The organism is Leptolyngbya sp. AS-A5, from assembly GCF_039962495.1.
Lineage (GTDB): Bacteria > Cyanobacteriota > Cyanobacteriia > Leptolyngbyales > Leptolyngbyaceae > Leptolyngbya.
In genome coordinates this window covers 473,765-495,843 of the sequence record NZ_JAMPLL010000001.1, presented here as the reverse complement: position 1 = coordinate 495,843, position 22,079 = coordinate 473,765, and the positions used below count along the sequence as shown (strand labels likewise).

21 protein-coding genes are annotated in these 22,079 nt (G+C 47.9%); 3 read left to right on the top strand and 18 right to left on the bottom strand.

Going from position 1 to position 22,079, the window contains the following annotated elements; genetic code table 11:
• Positions 1-508: 508 nt before the first annotated feature.
• The 8 genes from NC980_RS02450 to NC980_RS02415 form a co-directional block, all read right to left on the bottom strand.
• Positions 509-796 carry a hypothetical protein gene (locus NC980_RS02450; RefSeq protein WP_190378875.1) on the bottom strand — a complete coding sequence of 96 codons (288 nt, stop codon included), beginning with the start codon at positions 794-796 and terminating at the stop codon, positions 509-511.
• A 72-nt stretch (positions 797-868) separates the two neighbouring features.
• Positions 869-2,554, bottom strand: a complete 1,686-nt coding sequence (locus NC980_RS02445; RefSeq protein ID WP_190378874.1) for a transglutaminase family protein — start codon at positions 2,552-2,554, stop codon at positions 869-871.
• Positions 2,555-2,636: 82 nt separating this feature from the next.
• Complete coding sequence (gene map / locus NC980_RS02440; protein ID WP_190378873.1) at positions 2,637-3,452, bottom strand: type I methionyl aminopeptidase; 816 nt, start codon at positions 3,450-3,452, stop codon at positions 2,637-2,639.
• Positions 3,453-3,502: 50 nt separating this feature from the next.
• A complete protein-coding gene (locus NC980_RS02435) occupies positions 3,503-5,032 on the bottom strand; it encodes a hypothetical protein (protein ID WP_190378872.1) in 1,530 nt (509 codons plus the stop codon).
• A gap of 166 nt (positions 5,033-5,198) precedes the next feature.
• The gene (locus tag NC980_RS02430) at positions 5,199-5,513 is read right to left on the bottom strand and encodes a hypothetical protein (RefSeq protein ID WP_190378871.1); all 315 of its coding nucleotides are present in this window, start codon (positions 5,511-5,513) and stop codon (positions 5,199-5,201) included.
• A 60-nt stretch (positions 5,514-5,573) separates the two neighbouring features.
• Positions 5,574-6,086, bottom strand: coding sequence for a pentapeptide repeat-containing protein (locus tag NC980_RS02425; RefSeq protein WP_242027137.1), 513 nt, complete (start codon positions 6,084-6,086; stop codon positions 5,574-5,576).
• Between the two features lie 50 nt (positions 6,087-6,136).
• A complete protein-coding gene (locus NC980_RS02420) occupies positions 6,137-7,870 on the bottom strand; it encodes a phosphatidylglycerol lysyltransferase domain-containing protein (protein WP_190378870.1) in 1,734 nt (577 codons plus the stop codon).
• Between the two features lie 4 nt (positions 7,871-7,874).
• Entirely contained in the window at positions 7,875-8,828 is a 954-nt protein-coding gene (locus NC980_RS02415; protein ID WP_190378915.1) for an alpha/beta hydrolase-fold protein, read from the bottom strand.
• Positions 8,829-9,025: 197 nt separating this feature from the next.
• Between NC980_RS02415 and NC980_RS02410 the strand changes: the two genes are divergently transcribed.
• Together NC980_RS02410 and NC980_RS02405 are read left to right on the top strand one after the other, a co-directional pair.
• Positions 9,026-10,393: a glycoside hydrolase family 76 protein gene (locus tag NC980_RS02410; RefSeq protein ID WP_190378869.1), complete on the top strand. Its 1,368-nt coding sequence runs from the start codon at positions 9,026-9,028 to the stop codon at positions 10,391-10,393.
• Between the two features lie 47 nt (positions 10,394-10,440).
• Positions 10,441-11,340 carry an ion channel gene (locus NC980_RS02405; RefSeq protein WP_199298684.1) on the top strand — a complete coding sequence of 300 codons (900 nt, stop codon included), beginning with the start codon at positions 10,441-10,443 and terminating at the stop codon, positions 11,338-11,340.
• 161 nt (positions 11,341-11,501) lie between these two features.
• Here the strand turns inward: NC980_RS02405 and NC980_RS02400 are convergent, their stop codons facing one another.
• Together NC980_RS02400 and NC980_RS02395 are read right to left on the bottom strand one after the other, a co-directional pair.
• Positions 11,502-13,280 carry an ABC transporter ATP-binding protein gene (locus NC980_RS02400; protein WP_190378868.1) on the bottom strand — a complete coding sequence of 593 codons (1,779 nt, stop codon included), beginning with the start codon at positions 13,278-13,280 and terminating at the stop codon, positions 11,502-11,504.
• 93 nt (positions 13,281-13,373) lie between these two features.
• Complete coding sequence (locus NC980_RS02395) at positions 13,374-14,024, bottom strand: cofactor assembly of complex C subunit B (RefSeq protein ID WP_190378867.1); 651 nt, start codon at positions 14,022-14,024, stop codon at positions 13,374-13,376.
• Positions 14,025-14,087: 63 nt separating this feature from the next.
• Between NC980_RS02395 and NC980_RS02390 the strand changes: the two genes are divergently transcribed.
• The gene (locus NC980_RS02390) at positions 14,088-15,386 is read left to right on the top strand and encodes a D-alanyl-D-alanine carboxypeptidase (protein ID WP_242027135.1); all 1,299 of its coding nucleotides are present in this window, start codon (positions 14,088-14,090) and stop codon (positions 15,384-15,386) included.
• On the opposite strand, the gene NC980_RS02385 is transcribed toward NC980_RS02390, so the two are convergent.
• The 8 genes from NC980_RS02385 to murB all read right to left on the bottom strand — a co-directional run bounded on the left by NC980_RS02385 (position 15,367) and on the right by murB (position 21,957).
• Positions 15,367-16,467: a tetratricopeptide repeat protein gene (locus NC980_RS02385; protein WP_190378866.1), complete on the bottom strand. Its 1,101-nt coding sequence runs from the start codon at positions 16,465-16,467 to the stop codon at positions 15,367-15,369. The genes NC980_RS02390 and NC980_RS02385 overlap by 20 nt on opposite strands.
• A 24-nt stretch (positions 16,468-16,491) precedes the next feature.
• Entirely contained in the window at positions 16,492-17,208 is a 717-nt protein-coding gene (locus NC980_RS02380; protein WP_190378865.1) for a 16S rRNA (uracil(1498)-N(3))-methyltransferase, read from the bottom strand.
• 5 nt (positions 17,209-17,213) lie between these two features.
• A complete protein-coding gene (locus NC980_RS02375; RefSeq protein WP_190378864.1) occupies positions 17,214-17,699 on the bottom strand; it encodes a DUF3368 domain-containing protein in 486 nt (161 codons plus the stop codon).
• Positions 17,696-17,941: a UPF0175 family protein gene (locus NC980_RS02370; RefSeq protein WP_190378863.1), complete on the bottom strand. Its 246-nt coding sequence runs from the start codon at positions 17,939-17,941 to the stop codon at positions 17,696-17,698. The genes NC980_RS02375 and NC980_RS02370 overlap by 4 nt, the downstream gene beginning before the upstream one ends.
• A gap of 52 nt (positions 17,942-17,993) precedes the next feature.
• Positions 17,994-19,742 (bottom strand): sulfite reductase, ferredoxin dependent, encoded by a 1,749-nt coding sequence (sir, locus tag NC980_RS02365; protein WP_190378862.1) that lies wholly within the window; start codon positions 19,740-19,742, stop codon positions 17,994-17,996.
• A 134-nt stretch (positions 19,743-19,876) separates the two neighbouring features.
• Complete coding sequence (locus NC980_RS02360) at positions 19,877-20,389, bottom strand: low molecular weight protein-tyrosine-phosphatase (protein ID WP_190378861.1); 513 nt, start codon at positions 20,387-20,389, stop codon at positions 19,877-19,879.
• A gap of 78 nt (positions 20,390-20,467) precedes the next feature.
• Positions 20,468-20,815, bottom strand: coding sequence for a YbaB/EbfC family nucleoid-associated protein (locus tag NC980_RS02355; protein ID WP_190378860.1), 348 nt, complete (start codon positions 20,813-20,815; stop codon positions 20,468-20,470).
• Positions 20,816-20,961: 146 nt separating this feature from the next.
• Positions 20,962-21,957: a UDP-N-acetylmuramate dehydrogenase gene (murB, locus tag NC980_RS02350; RefSeq protein ID WP_190378859.1), complete on the bottom strand. Its 996-nt coding sequence runs from the start codon at positions 21,955-21,957 to the stop codon at positions 20,962-20,964.
• Between the last annotated feature and the right edge of the window lie 122 nt (positions 21,958-22,079).

Below are 22,079 nucleotides of genomic sequence, written 5' to 3'. Positions count from 1 at the left end.
CAATTGCTTTGTCAACATTCTCGGCGGCTTGATTGCCTACTGCCATCAACCGAAGAAACCGTCCATTGCGCTCGACCACAATCTGCTGCTCCCGGCTTAACCCGAACTCAGGTTAGCGTACTTAGTTAAATTGACAGTTGGAGTTGTTTCCCAGCCATTGAAGTTGCGCGCTCGTCCCGGATTTCCTTCTACATATGTAGCGGTACCAAGACCACTTGAGTTAAAGCTACTAACCGTAACAGTAGGATCGTCGCTGGTACCAGTAGTAACGTCTCCTTCAAATGTATATCGAGCTAGGGTTAGAGCGTGAGCAGGCAAGGTTGTTGCTAGAGAGGTGCTTGAAAGGAGGAAAGTCGCGATCGCGGCGTTTTTCAGCATGAGCTAGTGCCTTTTATTACAGGCTGTGAAGAACCACTGCGATTATACTTACCACTCCAGAGTTAAGAGCGCTAAGATTTTTCTCCTGAGAATCAATTGCACAACCATTTTGCTGCTGAACTCAGCGCGACTACCAGCTTGAAAGCTGTCCGAAAGCAGTATGGGCGTTGTGTGCAACTTGATACATGACTTGATCAACATTAAAAGATTGCTGTCCCGGAACAAAGCGCCAGAGATAGCCAAAAACTTTGCGAATTTCGGAGAAAATCCGATCGCCCCCAATGCCAAAAAATTGCAGCGCAAACACGATCGCAGCAATCAATAACGCAGTCTTCAGCGTAGCTCTGATGACTCGGACAAGCCAGAGAAAAACCAGGACTGTGATGACGATCGAACCTGCAAGTAATAGAAGCTCCATTCCTCAATCGCTCAAATGATTGAATCTAATTACTTTAGCCCAAACGATGGAGATCCGATCGTCACCCCTCAATTACAACGGTGGCAACTCTTCGAGGATCATAAACCGGATGTGATTCAGGGCAAGATCGCCGATCGAAATATCCATCAAATCTCCTAGCGGCATCCCTTGAGACCTCAGCGATTCAAACGAAATCCCTTTACCAATTTCCGCATGATACCAGGGTAATCCCATAAAAAATCGAGTCGGGTAAGGCCCACGTTCAACAATATCATCGGGATTTGATTCCATCGGCAACCAACCATAACCGGGAATGTAAAATTCAATCCAAACGTGATTGTAGTCGGGTTCAAGCGGAACATTCTGACGATCGGCAAACGACGGACATTTATATCGTCCTACAGTTCGGCAGGCAATTCCATTCAATCGCGCCAATGCTAATAGCACACCAACGTACTCACCACAGGAACCAATTCCGCGTTCAAGAACAACATCAGGGGAATCAATGTGAGGTTTAATGCCGTAAGACAAGCGATCGTAAACATAATTGCGAATCTTCAGCATCTTACGAAGGATATTCGTTTCTGTCCCGATCGCTTCTCTTGCCGCTTGCTGAATCACAAGCGTATCCATTGCCAACTCATCATCGTCCACAAGATAACGATCGCGAAACTCTGCGCTCAAGTCGGGAGCGTTCTCGACAGCTTCAAAGTTGAATTGATACTTGATGCCTCGTACCTCTAATAGAGCTTTCCAGCCAAAGATATGCCGCTCCTGAGATTTGAGCGAATTGAATTTAAACACAGCAACTCGCTGCCCTTCCTGAACATCTTCGGTAAACGGAAGACCGATCGCTTCAACGCTGCGAATTTTTTGTCGATGCGTCTCTGCGGGTAATGCAATTCGCCATTCTAAATTCTGGATTTCCACTTCATCGAGCGGCAGTAATTCCTCAACATACGTCATTTCAATTAAATATCCATTCGATAGCGTATAGCGCTCATCGGGATAATAACGAAAATAAAGCGGATGAATAAAAGTACGATCGCGATACGTTAACTCTAAATTCGGATCAGCATTTGGATTGTCGCGAATATAAGCTTCTTCTCCTGCATAGGATACATATAGCGTTGACTGATCTGTATTGGAATCATTCAGAAAAGCGATCGCGGTTGGATTTTCAAACGGAGTCAGCAGACTAAACTGAAGCTCTCCGGTCGCACGATCGAGGCAGTACACCGTTTCTTCTGTACGATCGCACAGCCACAACTCTTCGCCCCGCACCGTTAAGTTGGTCACACCCACTCCGGGCAAGGGAAACTGCGTGATTTTGCGCTTTGTGTTGCGCTCGTAAATCAGGACATAGCCTAACTTCTGAGAAGTCACATAGATCGTAGATTCCCAAACGCCCACACCATCGATATCGTAAGGCAAGGTTGTAAACAGTTGCGGCTCGAATTGCTCAAACGTGCAAAAGTAAACGCTGTTGTCTTTGGTGAACCAGACTGTTTCTTCCCAGATAGCAAAGCCTTTTGCATCGATAAACTGGTCAGTGTGGCAAGAGTTGAGAACGATCGTGTTGTCGTTTCGGGGATTAATTTGCAGTAAAAAACCCCGGATTGTATCTAGCGCCACGAATCGATCGCGCCAGACCGCTAACCCATAAAGCGCATACGTGCCGATTGGACGAATCGATCGCGGACGTAGGCTGTCCGACGCAGGGTGTGATTGGGGTGTAAAAGTGCCAGAGTCAAGCATTCAAAGAGTCAATCGCCATAGATGATACTCCTGATTCTATTAAAACTCTGTCAGGATGAGTGTATCGCATCCAGCGATCGCGCTAAACCAAGCTGCGATCGCTCAAAATTTCATATCCGGTTTCTGTCACCAAAACCGTGTGCTCAAACTGCGCCGAGAGCGATCGATCCACAGTTACGGCTGTCCAGCGATCGGGCAAAATTCGCGTATTTTTTGATCCGGCGTTGACGATCGGCTCGATCGCCAACGTCATCCCCGCTTTCAATTTCACATTCGGCATCCGATAAGTTCTGAAATTAAACACAGAAGGTTCTTCATGTAGATTCCGCCCCACACCATGTCCGGTGAAGTCTTCCACAATCTTGAAGCCGTTCGACTCGACATAATCTTGGATTGCGCCTGCTAAATCGAGCAGGAATGCGCCCGCCCGGACTTGCTCAATCCCTTTGTAGAGGGCTTGCTCTGCTACGTGAATTAGTTTTGCCGCGTCTGGAGAAACCTGACCGACTGCGATCGTAATGCAAGAATCGCCGTGGAATCCTTCAAAGAATGCCCCCGTATCAACCTTGAGAACATCGCCCGTCCGAATCACCTTTTTCTTATTCGGAATCCCATGCACCACTTCTTGGTTAATGCTCGAACAAATCGAAGCCGGGAACCCGTGATAGCCCTTAAAGCTGGGAGTTGCGCCCATTTCGCGGATTCGTTTTTCTGCATGAACATCAAGATCCCAGGTTGTCATGCCAGGTTCGACCATTTCTGAGATTTCTTTTAGAACGGTTGCGACGATCCGCGAAGCTTGCCGCATGATTTCGATTTCTCGATCGGATTTAATTTCAATCCCGCGACGGTTTTTGGCAGGCTTGGGAGTCGGAAGAAGATTGCTCAGAATGTTCATGTCAGGGCGATCGCGCTATCAAAAGATGTTCTTTATTAAAGTAACGCAAACTAGGGCAACCATCGTGGATGCAAACCCCGGAAGGGCAACTCTTCTGGCTGAGTTTTGGCGCTGAGATCTCCTTTGAGCGGCAGCAGCCACAGTTTACTTCCTGATAAAGCCTGACTCACTTCAGATTTGGCGCGATCATCTGCTTGCGTTTGATCAAAAATCAATGCCTTTCCGTCGGGAGCTAAATCAACCTGAATTTCTCGCTGGTTGGGTAACAACACTAACGGGCGTAGAGTCTGCTCCATTGGCTTTCCTTCCCGCGCTGCTTTGAGGTCGATCGCTGCAAGATAAGGCTGTTCTTGAAACGTATTGCCCGGAATCAAATTGGTTAACAAGCAATACAGCACCTGATTATTCGGATCAAAGTTGGCTCTGACAATCGAGCCTGAAATTTTGAGAATTTCCTTTTGTACCCCTTGCGAAACGAGGAACATTGATCGCGTGTAATCGGTGTTAAATTTCACCATCACTGCCGCCGTTCCATCCGGGGAGAAATTTAACACGGTGCCAAATTTTGGTAAGAAGTCGAGCGGTTGGGTTTGGTCTTGCTCAGCGTTGGGTTGTAGCGGCAAAATTGCGAGTCCTTGCCCTTGAGCCACCGCGATCGAAACGCCATCCGGTGTGATCAGAAAATCACCGCCTGTTTGTTGATTGCTAATCGGTTTTGCAGGTTGACCGTCTCGCAGCAGCCAAGCGCCCGCATCGTTGGGATCGCGACGACTGAGGCGCTGAACGACGATCGTTCGACCGTCTTGAGACAAATCAAACTTGAGGTTCTGGTAGTCGCGATTGTCGAGAATTTGGGTAATTTGCCCAGGTTGGGTTGGAGAAGCAGAGGCGGTCGGAGCCGAGGGAGCACTCAGATCAGCCGGATCGTTAATTTGAATTCCAGTTGTGACCGTTAAAAGCTTTTGTTCTGCTAAGGATTGCGGGGGGTTGGTGCGCTCAACGGCGCTAAATAAAATTCTGTCGTTTTGCGGATAGGCTTTGAAATCCATGACCGCTAAGTTTTCCGGTGTGAGAATTTTTTTATCTTGCTGCGTTAAGTTGTAGAGAATCAGCCGTCCTGCTTCGTTTCCTTCGGCTCCGATAAACGCAAGGACGCGATCGCGGCTCTTGAATTTTGCCTGAAAGTCTCGCAAAATCCCATTATTTGCACCCTCTTTACTAAAGCGATCGCGAGCATTCGTGAGTGAAACCGTAAATTCTGTGCCATACGGCGCAGGTTGATCGAGCGTGTACGCCATCCGTCGCCCAGCCCAGCTAATTCTTCCTCTCAAATCCGGCTGAATTTTGAGATTTTGCTCGACGCTAGGGTGATCCATCGGACGACTAAACGCCAGCAAAAAGGCGCGATCGTCGGCTCCGACCTGTTTTCCGTCCCAGTTAAACTCTCTGATTCTAGGAGCGCTACGATCGCCGCTGAGCAGCAAACCTCCGATTAGCACAATCAGAACGACCATTAACCCGATCGCAACCCGATCAAGCGGCTGCGGAAACTTGCGGTGCGATTCACGAGGCGTTTGCATAAGCGATGTAGATAGCTGTCCCTCAAGCAAGTCGGGGAGCAATTCAATCAAGAATAGCTTTGATTCTAGAGTATTGGGGTCAGGTGCGATCGACGCTTTAAATCCTCTAGAGGAGCAAGAATTTTGATCTCACTCCTCTAGAATCTATTGCAATCTCTATTGCAATCTAAGATTGCGGTGTTGTCGATTGAGGTGTCGTCGGTGTAGGCTGAGTGCGCTCAAATAAGCTTCTCGGAGCCGCACGACGAAATGCACCGCAATAGTGCATCGATAACACCGCCTTGTAAGCCCAATGATTCGGAGAAACATCAACGAACGGATTTGGCAACGTTTCTGCGCGATCTTGAGTACAGGCTTGGTAAATCTGCTCGGTAGTGGGCTGTGGTGGAGTTTGAGCGTTAATCGACTGAGACGGAGCCGCAAGACTCACAGTCGGCACAGCGCTGAACAGAATGCTTGCCGCAAGAATAGATTTCAGCATGAGGATGAGCGATGACAGATCTGCTCCCAGGATAGATCACCGATTCTCGAGTTGTGGCGGCTAGGGGCATTCCAGCGAGTCGCGGGTGCTGATTCCCGTTTTCGGATTCACGCCGCTTGCGGTTTTACACAGTTCAACGACCTGCGATCGATCCAACACGGCTTCGCTAAAATCTGCTCCGGTGACCTCTGCGCCCTTGAACACCGATCCAATCATCATTGCAGAAGTCAGAACCGCATCCCGTAGATTTGCGCCCGATAAGTCGGTGAGATAAGCGATGCCATTATCAAAATCGGCTCCTTGCCAATTCGATTTGCTCAAGTCTGAACCGCTAAACACAGCGCCGCGCAAATCTGCATCGCTAAAGTTGCTACCTGAGAGTCGAGCATTGCTAAACTCGGCTCGAATCAGATTCTGTCCAGAATAATCTTTGGTAACAGCTTTAACATCATCGATCGCTCGAATCGCACCGGAACTCGCAGCATGAACCGCTTCTGGCAAGCCAATTAGCACCATGAGCGCCAAAATCAGCGCGAAAAAGACTCGCAACATTCGCATACGATCGTTCATCATTACTCTGCTTTACATTTCGCAATTCTATCAGGCGTGGTGATGAATAACGCTCAGCTATCGGATTTCAAGTAGTCGAGCAGTCGATCGCCCGAATCGGCTCGAACCAATCCCACCGCAATATCAGGCAGTACCGTTAGACTCGGATACACCAAATAACGAGGCTCCCAGCGTGGTCGAAACTTCTCTTTGAATTGATGCAGTCCTTTGAAGTTGTAAAACTGGTTGAGATGCTCAAAAAAGTAGTGCAAGCCCTTCTCAACTCGCAAAGAATCAGAAGTCTCACCTACACCGGCTAGCGGCGATAAGCTGAAGTTAAAGCTATCGTATCCCGCCTGCTGAAAGTGTTGCAGCAGCGAGGCAAATAAAAAGTCCATTGTGCCTTTTTCCGCATCATTGCGATGCCGCATCAGGTCTACGGTGACTTCTTTGCGGTTGTAGCCAGAAAGCAGATTCGAGAAGGCAATGATTTTTGCGTGTGCATCGTAAACCACCGCGATATGACAACCGCTCAGGTACTCACGATCGAACCAGCCAATCGAAAACTGCTTTTCTGATCCTTGCTTCGATTGCAGCCACTCATCACTCACGGGTTTTAATCGCGTGATCAATCCATCATCGATCGGCGGTTCGTACACTTGCAGTCGATAGCCTGCTTTCGTAAGTTTATTGATTGCAGTTCTAAAGTCTTGATTTGCTTTGCCTTTGAGATTGAATGTATGTAAATCAATGATTGCTTCTTCGCCGATTTGCGCCCAGCGATAGCCAAGAGTTTGATACAGCAACAAAGTATCCGGCAAAACTTCGTAGAACGTGGGAAACCAATCGTTTTGATTACAAAATTGCTGAAAAGAGACGATCGCTTCTTTCAAGTCCTCTAGATGCCCGATCGGATCACCCAGTGCGATCGCGGCTCGCCCTTTAGCAACATAAGCAATCACACTTCTACCCGACGGACTGAAAAAATAAGATTTATCTGGCAGCAACGACAACCGCGCCAGCGAAGTTTTACCAAATTCATCAATAATTTGCTGCGCTCTTTTACGGTCTTGCAGCGTCGCAGGATCACCTCGTAATAATACTGGACGCAACAGCATAAACAATGCATACGTCAACGTAGTTGTTCCAACTGCATAAATCGAATTCGCAAAGAATTCTGCATAACGTCGTCTCGGTTCTAGCCCAGCATTATCAGCAGTAAAGAACATGGCAAGCGTTTGCCACAGAGATTCTGAAAAACTGAAATTAATAGGCGCTCCGTTAATACCGAAGTAGCCATCGAGAATATAGAATCCAATCGTGCCATATGCCATTGTGAACACGATCGCTGCAATTAAGACGCGAATGCCTTGAGCGATCGACGGTCGATCGGATTGTGCTGTGTAGGCTTTTCTCAGCACAAATAATTGAATTAATAGAACCCCTGCAAGAACACTTTCTTCAACGTCAAATCCTTTAATCAGATGACTGAAGATTGATATAAATAGCAATGCAACAGTAACATACCAGGCAACGCGCTTACGGCGTAATAAATTCGCTGCCAATGTCAGTAAAATGAATCCTGCCAGCGCTGCAAACAAATGTCCGCCAACCCGCACCGAGAATGGGAAAAAGTGCTTTAACCAAGCGGTTCGCTCTGGATAACTCGGCACGACCGCAGACCACAGATTGACGACCCCCATAATTCCCGTAAGCAGTGCGGCTGACCATACCCCGATGCGAGTTCTACGATCGAGGGTTTCTAGACGTTTCCGATTCCAGCCGAGTTTGGGAGGGAACTGCTGCATACACTCAAAAATGCCGATGTTTTTTCTGCTCTTGAACGTCACGGAACTGGCGACCGACAAAACTCAGAGAATCGGCTAGATGCGTTCTCCAATAATTCCAGCCGACATTTTGCCCGACAATGCCGTGACCACCAGGAAATACATAGAATTCGTTATAAATTCCTAAGCGATCTAAGACCGTGTGAAAATCACGGGTGGCATCTAAGTATTTTTCATCTGCCTCACCCGCATCTAAATAAGCTCGGATACGCTTGCGATCGGTGATCGGAATTTGCTCAGCAAACACTTGCGGACTGTTCTGAGCGCCGCTGTTATCCATGAAATATCCTGTGTGACTGAAGAAGATCGTAAATCGCGCTAAATGCCGCAGTCCGATATTAAATGCACCCCAACCGCCCGAAGACAATCCGCCCATTGCCCAATAGTGTGAGTCTTCGATCGTGCGAAACTGCTGCTTGACTTCTTGCACTAAGTCCGCACCAATGTAAGTTCCAATTTTTCCATTCTCACCATCGTAGTAATCCGTATCCCAAAAGGGACTGGTGCCGCGATTGTCGTTGCCATCTGGCATGATGATCAGCGAGGCAGGAAGCTTTTGATCGCGGTATAGATTCTTTACTGTCGTTGTAATTGCCGCTTTTTCGTAATAGTCCCGCTCATCCCCATGTCCGCCGTGCAGCAAAAAGATGACCGGATAGCGTTGTTCACGATGTTTTTCGTATCCAGGCGGCAGAAGTATGCCGTATCGCCGCTGTTGTCCCAGAGCTTCGCTGTAGAAGCTTTTAACCTGGAAATTAATTCCCGCAACTTCTTCAACGGGTGGCGTGTCGAGTTGCGGTGCGCCCAAGACAAAAACATACCAGTATCCACCCGCCGCGATCGCACTCAAGACGATCGCGCTAAGAATTAACGCGGATGTGCGGAGACGCTTCGATTTCGGCTTCAACGTAAGTGGCATTGTAGACGAGCCATTGTAAACGAACCATTGCCCCAGCAATGGCAACTCTAAACTTAACCATCCAGCAGCCTGCTTTAAATCGCTTCTGGTCAGCATTTCTAGAATACGGAGGTTAATCGTAACAGCTTTCTGGATGAGTGAAGAGCAAATTTGAATGATTGCGCTATAACTCACAGTAATGTGATTGGAAGAGACAAATGTGTGCTGCAACTTACCGGGAACGAGCCGATGCAGGAATGGCAACGCTGCAAACGTTTTATAATACGGCAACGGGATTGTGGAATACGACAGGCTGGTGGAATAGTGCCAATGTTTTAGAAACCACGATCGATTACTTGACCTTCACCGATTCGCTCACGTACCGAACAAATATTTTCAATACGTTTGAGAAAAATAAACGTAACAATTTCTTAAACGAATTTTACGACGATGAGGGATGGTGGGCGTTGACCTGGATTAAAGCCTTTGATCTCACCGGTGAAACCCGGTATTTGGACATGTCGAGGATTATTTTTAACGACATGACGAAAGGCTGGGACAGCACTTGCGGAGGTGGAATCTGGTGGAACAAAGAACATAAGTATAAAAACGCGATCGCGAATGAATTATTTCTGGCGATTGCAGCGCGATTATTCCTCAGAACGCGGGATCAGCGCTATCTCGACTGGGCAAATCGCACCTGGAACTGGTTCCGCAGAACCGGAATGATCAATCAAAACAATTTGATCAATGACGGGCTGAATGCTCAGTGTAAAAACAATGGTCAGCCCACCTGGACATACAATCAGGGCGTGATTTTGGGAGCGCTGATTGATCTCTCGAAATGCACCAACGATCGATCCCTATTAACGGTTGCACAATCGATCGCAGATGCCGCAACAAAAGCACTCGCCCCCAACGGCGTGTTGCGCGAACCGTGTGAACCCAACTGTGGATTGGATGGGCCGCAATTCAAGGGAATTTTTATCCGTAACCTATCGGATCTCTATCGCAGCGTAAATAAAATCTCGTACCGTGATTTCATTCTCCGCAACGCCGATTCGATCTGGGAAGAATGCCGCAATTCTAAGAATCAGTTTGGGTTATGTTGGGCGCAGCAGTTTGATCAAGCCGATGCTGCCCGTCAAAGTGCTGCGGTAGACGCGCTTAATGCCTCGATCGTCGCCAGTCGAACGCCACTCATCCTGCAAGCTGAAACTTCGGTTCTGCATAACTTAACGATCGAAGCCGTTCACTCAGGTTATGAAGGTGCAGGCTACATTGCAGGCTGGAACCGGGACGGGCAGTGGGTGGACTTTAATTTCACCTTGCCAAACGCCGGACGATTTGATTTAGTTCTGCGCTATGCGGCAGCCGCAGGAAATGCGATTCGATTCATTTTTGTCAACGGTCGGGCACTTGTGAATGCTCATGTGTTTCCCGGAACCGGAAATTGGACAGCCTGGAGCACGGCAACGATTCCAAATGTTGCACTAAAAACCGGAAACAATACAGTTTCTATCATTTTTAATCAATCGAAGGGAAGTCGAAACTGGCTGAATCTCGATCAGCTTATCATTCGTTAATTTGGTTCCTTAGAGTAACTTGTGATTCGATCCACGAGGTTAGACCCTTGAAACTTAGACATCGACGCTCCCAGCGCATCAACATCCACATCGAAGACGGACGCTTTCAGATTGTGGGCATGAACGCCTGGTATTCTTACTGGCGTGATCCTTACCACTTGGTTCTCACAGTTCCTTGGCAGGGATTTATCAGCATCATCTCTGCCACTTACATTGGCATTAACGTCGTATTTGCGTTGCTGTACTTACTTGGTGGAGATTGTATTGCCAATGCTACACCAGGATCGTTTTGGGATTATTTCTTTTTTAGTGTGCAAACCTTTGCGTCGATCGGGTACGGGGCAGTGTACCCGAAAACGTTTTACGCGCTTTCGGTGATGACGCTCGAAGCGATCGCGGGACTATTCGCGATCGCGATTCTTACAGGACTGTCGTTTGCCAGGTTTTCTCGTCCGACTGCCCGCGTTGCCTTTAGTCAGGTCGCCACGATCGCACCTCACGACGGCATCCCAATGCTCAGCTTTCGTGCCGCCAATCAACGCCGTAACCAGATCTTAGAAGCACAAATGCGCGTTTATTTGCTGCGAGACGAAGTGACCCTAGAAGGAAACTACATTCGCCGCATTCACGATCTCGCGCTGGTTCGCAGCCAGACTCCAACCTTCGCGCTCACTTGGCTCGTCATGCACCCGATCGACGAAAACAGCCCGCTCTACGGCATGACTCCGGAGTCGCTCGTTGAAACACACTGCATGATTCAAGTGATGCTAAGTGGTCTCGATGAAACGGTGTCACAAGTGCTCAACGATCGGCACATCTATGTGCCACAGGAAATTCTGTGGAATCATCGCTTCATCGATTTGGTACATCGAACACCAGAAGGACACCGCTTTATTGATTACAAAACTTTTCACGACACAGAGCCGATCACTCCGACTCAGATCTAGACAACTCGATCGAACCACGACTTGACCGTTTTCGACGACAGTACAAAGCTTATGAACTTTTGCGGCAGGCTTTGCCAAAGGAGACTTGATAGAGTCACAGTGCTCGATCGCCTCATGCTCAATCTCCTGCGACCTCATCTGTTGCAGGCACATTGCAATGCTCAATTGCCGCGAATTCCCGATTGAACCCGCCATAGGCTGGCATACAGTCCATTCAGTCCAAGCAGTGCTTCGTGAGTGCCTTGCTCGACGATGCGCCCGTGTTCCATCACATAAATGCAGTGTGCTTGTCGAATGGTGGAAAGACGGTGCGCGATCGCGATTGTGGTGCGATGTTGGGTAATGGTTTCGAGCGATCGCTGAATGGCAGCTTCGGTTTCGTTATCAACCGCAGACGTGGCTTCATCGAGAATCAGAATGGGCGGATCTTTGAGAATGGCGCGGGCGATCGCCAGTCGTTGTCGTTGTCCACCGGAAAGCTTTTGACCGCGTTCACCGACGATCGTGTCATAGCCCTGCGGTAATTGCTCAATGAATTCGTGTGCTTCTGCAAGTTTGGCGGCTTGAACAATCTCTGCACGATTGGCATCAAAACTGCCGTAAGCAATGTTTTCTGCAACAGTTCCGTGAAACAGAAAAACTTCTTGACTCACCCAACCGATGCAGCGTCGCAAGTCCCGTAACTGCAATTCTCGAATGTCAACACCATCGATTAGAATTTGACCTTGTTGGATTTCATAGAATCGCAGCAGCAATTTCACTAGCGTACTTTTGCCCGAACCTGTTGCGCCGACGATTCCGATCGTTTGTCCTGCTGGAATATGCAGCGAAAGATCTTTCAGGGCAGCCGTGCGATCGGCATATGCAAAGGTAATGTTCTGAAGTTGTACATCACCTTTAACTTGGTGCGTGGGAAACGATCGGTTGCCTGGGGGAATCGCGATCGGTGTATCTAACAAATTCATCACACGATTGATTGATGCCATTGCACGCTGGTACTGATCCAACGTTTGTCCCAAAGTTGTGAAGGGCCACAATAATCGCTGAATGATAAACACCATAAAGCCGTAAGTCCCAACCGAAAGCTCACCATTTGCGGCTTTAAGTCCACCCAAAAACAGGGTTGCCGTAAATCCGATCAGAATCACAAATCGAATCAAAGGAACGAATGCGGCAGAAAGCTCGATCGCTTTTCGATTGCTACTCCGGTAAGCGTTACTTTCAGAGCCAACGCGATCGAGTTCGTAATCTTCAGCCGTAAAGCTCTTAATCGTCGCAATTCCCGATAAGTTATTCGCCAATCTCGCGCTAATCAATCCCGATTTCTGTCTCACATCTGCATATCGGGGTGCTAATCGTTTCTGAAATACGATCGATCCCCATAAAATGAATGGAATCGGCAACATCGCAAGCCACGATACTGAAGGCGCAAATGCAATAAAAGTTCCACCAACTAACAATACAGTCGTGAAAAACTGCAAAAGCTGATTTACACCACTATCAAGAAATCTTTCAAGCTGATTGATATCATCATTGAGAATCGCAAGAAGATTACCTGTAGTTTCGGTTTCAAAAAAGCCAAGCTCTAATTCTTGTAAATGCTGGTAAGCATCCAATCGCAAATCATGCTGCATGGTTTGAGCAAGATTTCGCCATTTGCGATCGTACCAATATTCAAACAGCGATTCCAATCCCCAAATCAACAGAGTTAGGAATGAAATAAACGTAAGCTGACCAATGAGATTGGTAATTCCAAGTGCAGCAATCCAAGAGCGATCGCGGCTCACCACAATATCCACTGCAATCCCAATCAAATAAGGCGGCGCGAGATCAAATACTTTGTTGAGAATCGAATAAACGCTTGCTCGAATCGCTTCGGAACGGTAGATGCGATCGTAGTTAAACAGTCGTTGCAGTGGGTGAGCCTTGGCAGATGTCATAGTCAGGAGATCCAAGTAATCTCACTATGCTACAACTTGTGGTTTTATTTTGCAGCGATCAAATTCTGTAGCTCAGCAGTATAGATTATGAATTTAACTGTGTATTGGTTGGCTAAGTGTATTGTCGAGTTTCTCAGCGATCGCACTCACCCATTTCTCATCTTGCCGCGTGTAGCTCCGTGGCGCATTTGCCCCCAAAATCAAAACGCCTTCTTTACCGATCGGCTGACAAATCACACCTTGAGTATTTTCGGGCAGATAGCTGAATTCAATCTTTCCTGGATAAACATTCAATGCCACCAGATAAATCGGTTTTTGCTTATCTAAAACTCGCTGTAAAATTGCACCGGGTTTTACTTCTTTGTTTGAGCTGAGAATGCCGCGACGGAGGAGAACTTTACCTCGATAAAATACGATGAGCGATCGCGTCACCGTATTCGTCAGCAAAATATGAGAAGCCCAGGCTAGCTCAGTTTTCACTGCATCCGGTAATTCTGCATCGAGTTCAAAGCCTTCCTCTCCGATGAGTTCTACGCTGTCAGGAGTGCGCGGTTGGATTTGCTGCCAAATTAAGCCAGTCAGAATCAAAATTGCGCTCAAAATTACGCCCATCACATCTGATCGCGCTTGAGAATCGGTGAGCGCAGGGGTAAGAATGCGATTGGTGAACAACAAACTTCCACCGAGAGCGCCAACAACGATCGGTAAAAGGCGTAAAATTCGATTCGGATCAGGCTTTGCCATTGCTCAAAGTTTCGTTCCAGGTTTCGCAGTATTCTTTTAGCCTACCTTACGGGAGGATGCGGTTTGCTAGATCTAATCAGTGCTGGATTGGTTTCAGGGTGGTTAAAGCTTGCAGGGTTGCCTGCTTCGTTTGACCCAAGTGAAATATTCGCTCAAACAACGATCCAATCTCCATTTTGGCAAGCTAGCGATCGAACCGCAGAGAAAGTCGTTAATGACTATCTGAAACTTCTCAGCAGTAAAGGGTTAAAACCAACTGAACAAGGAATTTGGCTACAGTCGGGATCTCATTTACTGTTGAGCAATCAGGGGACAACTCCGGTTCCTGCGGCATCGATTACCAAAGTTGCAACATCCTTAGCAGCCTTGCAAACTTGGTCAGCAGATCACCAGTTTGAAACATTGATTAGCTCAACAGGTGCGATCGAAAACGGTACACTTCAAGGCGATCTCATCGTTCAGGGTGGCGGCGATCCATTGTTCTTGTGGGAAGATGCGATCGCGGTTGGAAATGCTCTGCGTCAGTTGGGTATCACTCGCATTTCAGGCAATTTGATCGTTACCGGAAGCTTTATGATGAGCTTTCGCGACGATGCTGTTAAGTCCGGTGAACTGTTGAGAAAAGCATTTAATTCTAAAACTTGGGATGAGGACATTCGCGATGAGTTCGGAGAAATGCCGAAAGAAATGATCCGCCCAGCGATCGAAATAAAAGGGAAAGTGCAGACTGGATCAGCCCCTCCAAAACAGATTTTATTGATGAAGCATCGATCGCTTCCGTTGGTTCATCTAATCAAATACCTCAATGTTCACAGTCAGAATGAGATGTCGCAACTGCTAGCAAACAATCTAGGGGGTGTGAACGCTGTGATTCAGAAAGCCTCAACTGCCGCGAACATTTCACCTGATGAAGTTCGATTAATCAATGGATCTGGACTCGGAATGGAGAATCAGGTTTCACCTCATGCGGCTTGTGCAATGTTTGCAGCAATCGATCGCATCATGCACCCGTTGAATCTATCGATCGCGGATTTCTTTCCTGCATCTAGCATTGATCGTGGGGGGACATTGGAAGATCGATCGATGCCAGCACGATCGGTGGTTAAAACTGGAACGCTCAATCAAGTGAGTGCTTTAGCGGGTGTATTGCCAACGCGCGATCGTGGTTTAGTTTGTTTTGCAATTATCAACCGTGGAACAGACATTCTAGAGTTGCGACATCAGCAAGATGTATTACTTCAAGCGTTGCAGAAAGAATGGGGAGCTGATGTTGATGCAAGTGTAGTTCAGCCAAGTGAATGGTTAAAGCAAACACGATTCACTCCCGAACAACGCCTCGAAATCATTGCGAATCGCGGATAAAAGCAAGATTGCTATACAGTTGAAAGGCTGCACCCCATAAGCTTTCATCCTGTCCATAAGAATGGATTTGTGTAGGTAAACGATCTAGCAATAACGGAAACTCGATCGCAGTTTCTCCAAACGACGTGAAATCCGACCAAATCGATTTTTCAAAGGTTTGCTCGGTGAGAAAATTAAGCAAGCTATTCCAGTGCAATCGATTAATCGCCTGATCAAGCTCGATCGTTGCATCACCCATCGCCCCGAACTCAATGCCCTGCTCAAATCGATAGCGCCAGTCACACAGCCGCAGAATACAGCGTCTTGTTGGTAAATGCAGATCACAAATCTGTACATAATCTTGGGTTTTCTCTTTGCGCTGTCGCTGCACTCCTTCACGCATTGAGCTATCAATTACTCGCTCAAAAATTGGTAACTGTCCCTCGACGCGCTGACTCACTTCTGACCAATCGAACGTTAATGATCCGAGTTGCCCTTGGTCATTCTGACAGACGACGATCGCTTGCGGTGCATAATCGAGAAAATACGTGACTTCAAACACTGTGATCTGTTTCAAACTCGCTTCAGGTGCACAGAACGCAGGAATGTTTGCGGCTCTAAGTTGTTGAGTATAAAAATCTAGCTCTCCGATCGCGCCTAATCGATACATTTTCCAGCCGCGATTGGGCAACTGTAGGCGAGCCGTATAGACATCAAGGTTCAAAATCCGCGCAAAGTCTTTAGCGGCTTGAGTGCGGGTTTCTGGCGCGATCGCTTCGAGAACCAATAAACCGGGCTCAGTGTTTTCGGGTGCAGATTTGGCTTGTTCGATCGCCTGTTGTCGTTGAGTCTCAATCTGGCTGGCGATCCGCTGGAGTCCTTGTCTTGCTTGAGACATGATCTTCGGGTGAGTCACCGTTTTCAAAAGCTGCTGATACAGGGCGATCGCACCCTCGAAATTGTTCGACACTTCGTACAATCGCGCTTTGTACAGGTGTCCCCAGGGATGATCGGGAGAAGTTTGGAGAAACGCTTTCAGCAATCGAGCCGCGCTTTTGTAATCTTTGCGATCGAACGCTGCTGCAATCTGATCCAGTGACATAGTTCAACGGGAAAATCTGCCTTTTTAGGTTTCACTTTCTGCGGGGCTTTCTACCATGCCTGCGATTAATGCGGCGGCTGCGATCGGAGCGGTAACAGCCCTTAAAATTCGCTTGCCTAATGTCACAGGCTGATAGTTCTGAGCGATCGCGCTTTCAATTTCCTGGGTTGTCCAACCGCCTTCACAGCCGATCGCAACAATCACGGAATTTTCAAATCTACAGTTAATCAAATGCTGCGATGAACTCCGCTCTGCACAGATATAGCGTGAATCCGCTTGCAATTGTTCTAGCGCTAATTTGAATGGCATTGGTTCTAAAATTGTTGGCACAATCTGGCGCTCCGATTGTTCTGCGGCTTCTTGGGTAATTCGTCGCCAGCGATCGAGCTTATTTCCACTCGGATTCAGTAGAGTACGATCGCTCACCACAGGCGCAATACAACTCACTCCTAATTCTGTCACTTGTCGCACTACATCATCAAATCCCGTTTTTGGTAGCGCTAACATTAATGTGATTGATACTGTTAGTTCTGATGATGCTTGCAGCGATTCGATTAGTGTTGCTTGATCTGATTCAAGCTTGGCAATCCAGGTTTGTCCTTTGCCGTCGAGTGCAATGAAGCGATCGCCATTTTTCAATCTTAAAACGCGCTGAAGATAGTGCTGTTGCTCTGGGGATAAAGAGACGATCGCGTTTTGTATCTGTGATTCATCAATGACTAATCGTTGTAGTTGCGACATTGAATCTACTCCTGAGCCGCAGAGAGAATTGCTTGATACAAGCCAGAGCTAACTCGGAATCCCGCTCGCTCGATTAATGAATCGATTAGAGGTTGAACCAGCGAAATTAAGTCTTGTTGCTTGGCAATGAGCAGTACGCCTAGAATTCCTGTTACTTTCAGCCCTGCTTCTTCCGCAATCGATCGTCCAATTGCTTCATCAATTAATAATCGCTTAGCAGAAAGCTCCAACGCTAGAACAATTGCTTCGGCTTCACCTGCATCAACCCGTTGCTGAAAACTTGCAACTTGAGCGCGATTTTGAACCCTCATCACTTTGACCCAACTCACCGTCTGAACTTCTACCGTTCCGGGTACAGGATAGCCCACGTTTGTTAGTTCGTCGTAAACGGCTTGAGGAATTACGATCTCACCAAAAATCGAGTGTAGAAGCTCAAGTTGGGTAATCGCTGCAAGATTCGTAATCGGAGAAGTGTTGCAGACGATCGTCACAAATCACCCCAAGCTTTCAAATTCTCTACTTCTGTCTGAAAGCTGGTTACATCTTCGTAAATCGCGATGCCTCGATGCGCCAATTCTCGCTGAAACTCAATTAGTGGAAGTCCTGCCAATTCTCGTGCTTTCCTCAGATCTAGCTTCTTCTGTTGAAAGAGCAAAATTGCAATTTCACGCTTCAACTCTGACTCAGAAATTTGTGCAGCTTGAAGAATTTCATCAGAAATGATAACGCTCATGGAAGAAATTAGTAGGCTCATTAAAAAAGGGCGCTGTTCACGCCCCTTTATTTTAGACTCCAGTGAATTGGTGAATGGCATCTAATCCGATACGATCGCAGAAATCTCCAAAGCTTTCACCGGGTTTGCGCTCTTTCTTGAACAGAATAAACACAGGTTCAAACACCGCTTCCAAATCATCCATGTTCATCTTTTCGATGAACACTTTCGCGAGTCGCGTTTGATTCGGAGCCGCTCCCATCCAAACCTGATACGTATTTGGGCCATTTCCAACAAATGCCAATTCTGCTAAATATGGACGCGCACACCCATTCGGGCAACCCGTCATCCGCACAATAAACGACTCATTCGGCAAGCCGACTTGATCTAGCAAAAGCCGGATTCGAGTCAATACAGGTAAACTGACACGCTCAGATTCTGCCGTTGCCAGTCCACAAGTGGGTAACGCCGGACACGCCATCGAATCTCGAACTAACGGATCAACTTTCTCCGGTCGCTCAATGCCATGTTCGCGCAGAATCCGATTGATTCGCTGTCTATCTCCTGGCTGAATGTCGTACAGCAACACATTTTGGCTCGGTGTGAGCAGCATCGGCAAATTAAATTTGCTGACAATCTTCCGCAGCGCCGTTTTCAGCCTGAAGCCGCTATCATCTTTGATCCGACCATTCAGAACCGAAATTCCGTAGAACAGCCTGCCATCACCTTGTTCATTCCAGCCCAGATAATTCTTGAATTCAAATTCAGGCAGCGATCGGAATGGCTGAATCGCTTTGCCAAAATATTCCTCAACTTTGGCGCGGAACTTCTCAACGCCCCATTCTTCGACCAGATACTTCATCCGCGAATGTCTGCGATCGCTGCGATCGCCATAATCGCGCTGGGTGGCGACGATCGCTTTCACCACGTCATACACATCGGCTTTGTCTACGTAACCGATCGGATCTGCCAGTCGCGGGAAGGTTTCTTCCTTGCCGTGGGTGCGTCCGAGTCCGCCACCTGCATAAACGTTAAATCCTTCAAGTTCGCCTTGTTCGTTCGTCAAGACCACTAACGAAATATCTTGAGAGAATAAATCGATCGAGTTATCTCCCGGAACCGTCACACCAATCTTGAACTTACGGGGTAGGTAATGTGTTCCGTAAATTGGCTCCGGAGAGTCTTCAATGTTTGAGCCATTGATATTCCGTTTCCGAGCTTCCACCACTTCGGGATCTTCTTCGCCCGTAATCGCTTTCTCACCGTCGAGCCAAACTTCGTAATAAGCTCCGGATTGGGGCGTTAATAAATCTGCAATATTATTTGCGTACTTCCAAGCGTATTCATATTCCGGGCGATTTCTAAACGGAGCAGGCGGAGCCATGACATTTCGATTCACGTCGCCGCAAGCACTCAACGTTGATCCCATGCTGTTCACGATCGCGCTAATCGTCGCCTTCAAATTCTTTTTCAACACGCCATGAAGCTGAAACGCCTGACGAGTCGTCACCCGAATCGTGTGATTCCCGTATTCATCTGATAAGCGATCGATCGCCAAATAAAGCTCTGGCGGTACAAATCCTCCCGGCGATCGGGTTCTCAGCATCATCGAGTAGTCTTTTTCCTGACCTTTGACGCGGTTATCCCGATTATCTTGCTGATAGGAACCGTGAAACTTGATCAGTTGAATCCCGTCTTCGCTGAATGCTTTTGTGTCGAGTTTCAATTCTGAAGCAACGGGTTCACGCAAGAAATTACTGCGCTCTTTGATGCCTTCAACTTTAGAGGGTTTGCGGACGATGGGTGTAGAAGAAATAACCATTGACTTGTGACTGGCTGCGATCGGTGTAAAGACAACAATTAAAGACAGCAATGCGGCACTTGATGATTCTCAAGCTGCCGTAAGCATTTATTCCCGGTATGCCGCTCGGAATTGTGTTGAATGTGTTTAGTCTATCACGATCGCTCGATCGAGCGGGCGGAAGAGGGCGTTAAGTTCTGTTCCTTAATAATGAAGTCCAACAATCCTTGACACGCATCCAGCAGCAAATCGATCACAAAGTTAAATCCTTCTTGCCCACCGTAGTAAGGATCAGGAACCTCCCGCAGCGTGTGCTCTGTGCAGAAATTACACATTAATTGAACTTTATCGCGATAAGTTCCAGCCGGATCGATCGAGCAAATCGCCTCATAATTGTCGTGATCCATCGCCAAAATCAGATCAAATTCTTCAAAATCCGATCGTTCAAATTGTCGCGCCCGTCCGACTAATTGAATTCCCCGCAGTTTTGCCGCCGCCGTCATTCTGCGATCGGGCGGACTGCCGATGTGATAGCTCGATGTCCCCGCCGAATCACAAACAATCTCATGCTCTAATCCCGCCTGCTGAATTAGGTGGTTCATAATATTCTCGGCAGAGGGCGATCGACAAATATTGCCCAAACACACAAACAATAAGCGATATGCCATGTTTCTAATCCATCCACGCTAAAAAACCGAGCCATGAAAGTCTAGCTCGGTTTAATCATAAGTTTGAACGATCTCGCCTTAACCCAATCCTGGCAAATTTAATCCGCCTGTCAGGTCTTCCATTTTCTGGCGCATGGTTGCAGTCGAGTTTTCGTAAGCGGTACGAGTCGCTGCCAAAACCAAATCGGACAGCGTTTCTGCATCTTCTTTCAGCGCATCTGGCGAAATCACAACCTTTAGCGGCTCCTGATTTCCACTCATCGTCACTTTCACCAGACCGCCGCCAGATTCGCCCACGATCTCCATTTGCTCTAGTTCTTCCTGAAGCCGTTTCGCGCCTTCTTGAACCTGCTGTGCTTTTTTAATGGCATCAGTCAATTCGCGCATTTTGCCAAGCCCGAAGCCAAATCCCTGTCCTTGTGACATAACGTTCTAATTAAGTTACGAGTGGAATAGCGGTGCCCAAAGCGATCGAAATCACTAGACACCATCAAACTGCTTTATTATGACATCGAGGCGCAAATCCGACTCACTTGGAAATTCTCGATTGTATAGGGATCTCCCTACCCTCTCTAAAATTCACCCAGCATTTTCACTTCTGGCTCTAGCAACAGCGACCATTCCTGCTGCACTCGCTGTTGCACATGATGAATCAGTTGAAAAATATCCGAGGCTGTCGCGCCCCCACAGTTGAGAATAAAATTCGCATGACGTTGCGCGACCTGAGCGCCCCCGATCTGATATCCCTTCAAGCCCACCTGCTCAATCAGCCAGCCTGCCTTATAGTTTCCGGGATTGCGGAACACGCTGCCGCAACTCGGTAAATGGTAGGGCTGGGTGTTCTGGCGCTGTTGTTTGTGGTTCGCTGTAACCGTGTTCACTGCGGTGGGATCCGCACCCGGACGCAGTTGAAGGGTTGCTTGAGTCACGTAGCGCGAACCGCCCTGTAGAGCCGAGGTGCGATATTCGTACTTCAGCTCCTCTGGCGTAAGAATCTGCGTCGTTCCATCGGGTAGCAATACCGTTGCACTCACCAAGATTTCCGAGACACTGCTGCTGTGTGCGCCTGCATTCATCACCACTGCACCCCCCACCGTTCCCGGAATTCCCACCGCCCATTCAAATCCCTGCCATCCTCGATCGGCGAGTTTCCAAGCGAGACGCGGTAACGGTTCACCTGCGCCTACCGTGACTTGCCCGTTCGCATCATCAAATTCAATGTGCCGTAGATGCCGAGTTGAAACCACTAACCCCGGTAAGCCTGCATCGCTGACCAGCAAATTCGACCCCGCTCCTAGCATCGTCACCGGTACGTCCTGTGAATGCGCCCACTCTAAACAGGCTTGTAGTTCTTCAAGGGTTCGGGGTGCGGCATACCAGTCCGCAGGTCCGCCGACTCGAAATGAAGTCAGTGAGGCGAGGAGAACATTAGCTTTCAGCACAGCATCGCTACCAACGATCGGAATCGTGAGTATCTTAGACCGAATCGGTTGATCCAGCGCATTAGGCGATCGAGAACCGTCGGAACCAGGTGAATGAACAGTCCGAGAATCAATAGAGAGTGTCATAACATTTCTACAGGTATGGCTTCAACCCGAGATCTAACCGCAACCTATCGCTAGAGTTACGGTTAGATCTCCATTGCACGAAACACAACAAGCAAGACTTACAAGCAAGATTGGGGGTGCGG

Coding starts and splice junctions, on each gene's coding strand:
- NC980_RS02450 (WP_190378875.1), bottom strand. CDS start 796: ATGGAGCTTCTATTACTTGCAGGTTCGATCGTCATCACAGTCCTGGTT.
- NC980_RS02445 (WP_190378874.1), bottom strand. CDS start 2,554: ATGCTTGACTCTGGCACTTTTACACCCCAATCACACCCTGCGTCGGAC.
- map (WP_190378873.1), bottom strand. CDS start 3,452: ATGAACATTCTGAGCAATCTTCTTCCGACTCCCAAGCCTGCCAAAAAC.
- NC980_RS02435 (WP_190378872.1), bottom strand. CDS start 5,032: ATGCAAACGCCTCGTGAATCGCACCGCAAGTTTCCGCAGCCGCTTGAT.
- NC980_RS02430 (WP_190378871.1), bottom strand. CDS start 5,513: ATGCTGAAATCTATTCTTGCGGCAAGCATTCTGTTCAGCGCTGTGCCG.
- NC980_RS02425 (WP_242027137.1), bottom strand. CDS start 6,086: ATGATGAACGATCGTATGCGAATGTTGCGAGTCTTTTTCGCGCTGATT.
- NC980_RS02420 (WP_190378870.1), bottom strand. CDS start 7,870: ATGCAGCAGTTCCCTCCCAAACTCGGCTGGAATCGGAAACGTCTAGAA.
- NC980_RS02415 (WP_190378915.1), bottom strand. CDS start 8,828: ATGCCACTTACGTTGAAGCCGAAATCGAAGCGTCTCCGCACATCCGCG.
- NC980_RS02410 (WP_190378869.1), top strand. CDS start 9,026: ATGTGTGCTGCAACTTACCGGGAACGAGCCGATGCAGGAATGGCAACG.
- NC980_RS02400 (WP_190378868.1), bottom strand. CDS start 13,280: ATGACATCTGCCAAGGCTCACCCACTGCAACGACTGTTTAACTACGAT.
- NC980_RS02395 (WP_190378867.1), bottom strand. CDS start 14,024: ATGGCAAAGCCTGATCCGAATCGAATTTTACGCCTTTTACCGATCGTT.
- NC980_RS02385 (WP_190378866.1), bottom strand. CDS start 16,467: ATGTCACTGGATCAGATTGCAGCAGCGTTCGATCGCAAAGATTACAAA.
- NC980_RS02380 (WP_190378865.1), bottom strand. CDS start 17,208: ATGTCGCAACTACAACGATTAGTCATTGATGAATCACAGATACAAAAC.
- NC980_RS02370 (WP_190378863.1), bottom strand. CDS start 17,941: ATGAGCGTTATCATTTCTGATGAAATTCTTCAAGCTGCACAAATTTCT.
- sir (WP_190378862.1), bottom strand. CDS start 19,742: ATGGTTATTTCTTCTACACCCATCGTCCGCAAACCCTCTAAAGTTGAA.
- NC980_RS02360 (WP_190378861.1), bottom strand. CDS start 20,389: ATGGCATATCGCTTATTGTTTGTGTGTTTGGGCAATATTTGTCGATCG.
- NC980_RS02355 (WP_190378860.1), bottom strand. CDS start 20,815: ATGTCACAAGGACAGGGATTTGGCTTCGGGCTTGGCAAAATGCGCGAA.
- murB (WP_190378859.1), bottom strand. CDS start 21,957: ATGACACTCTCTATTGATTCTCGGACTGTTCATTCACCTGGTTCCGAC.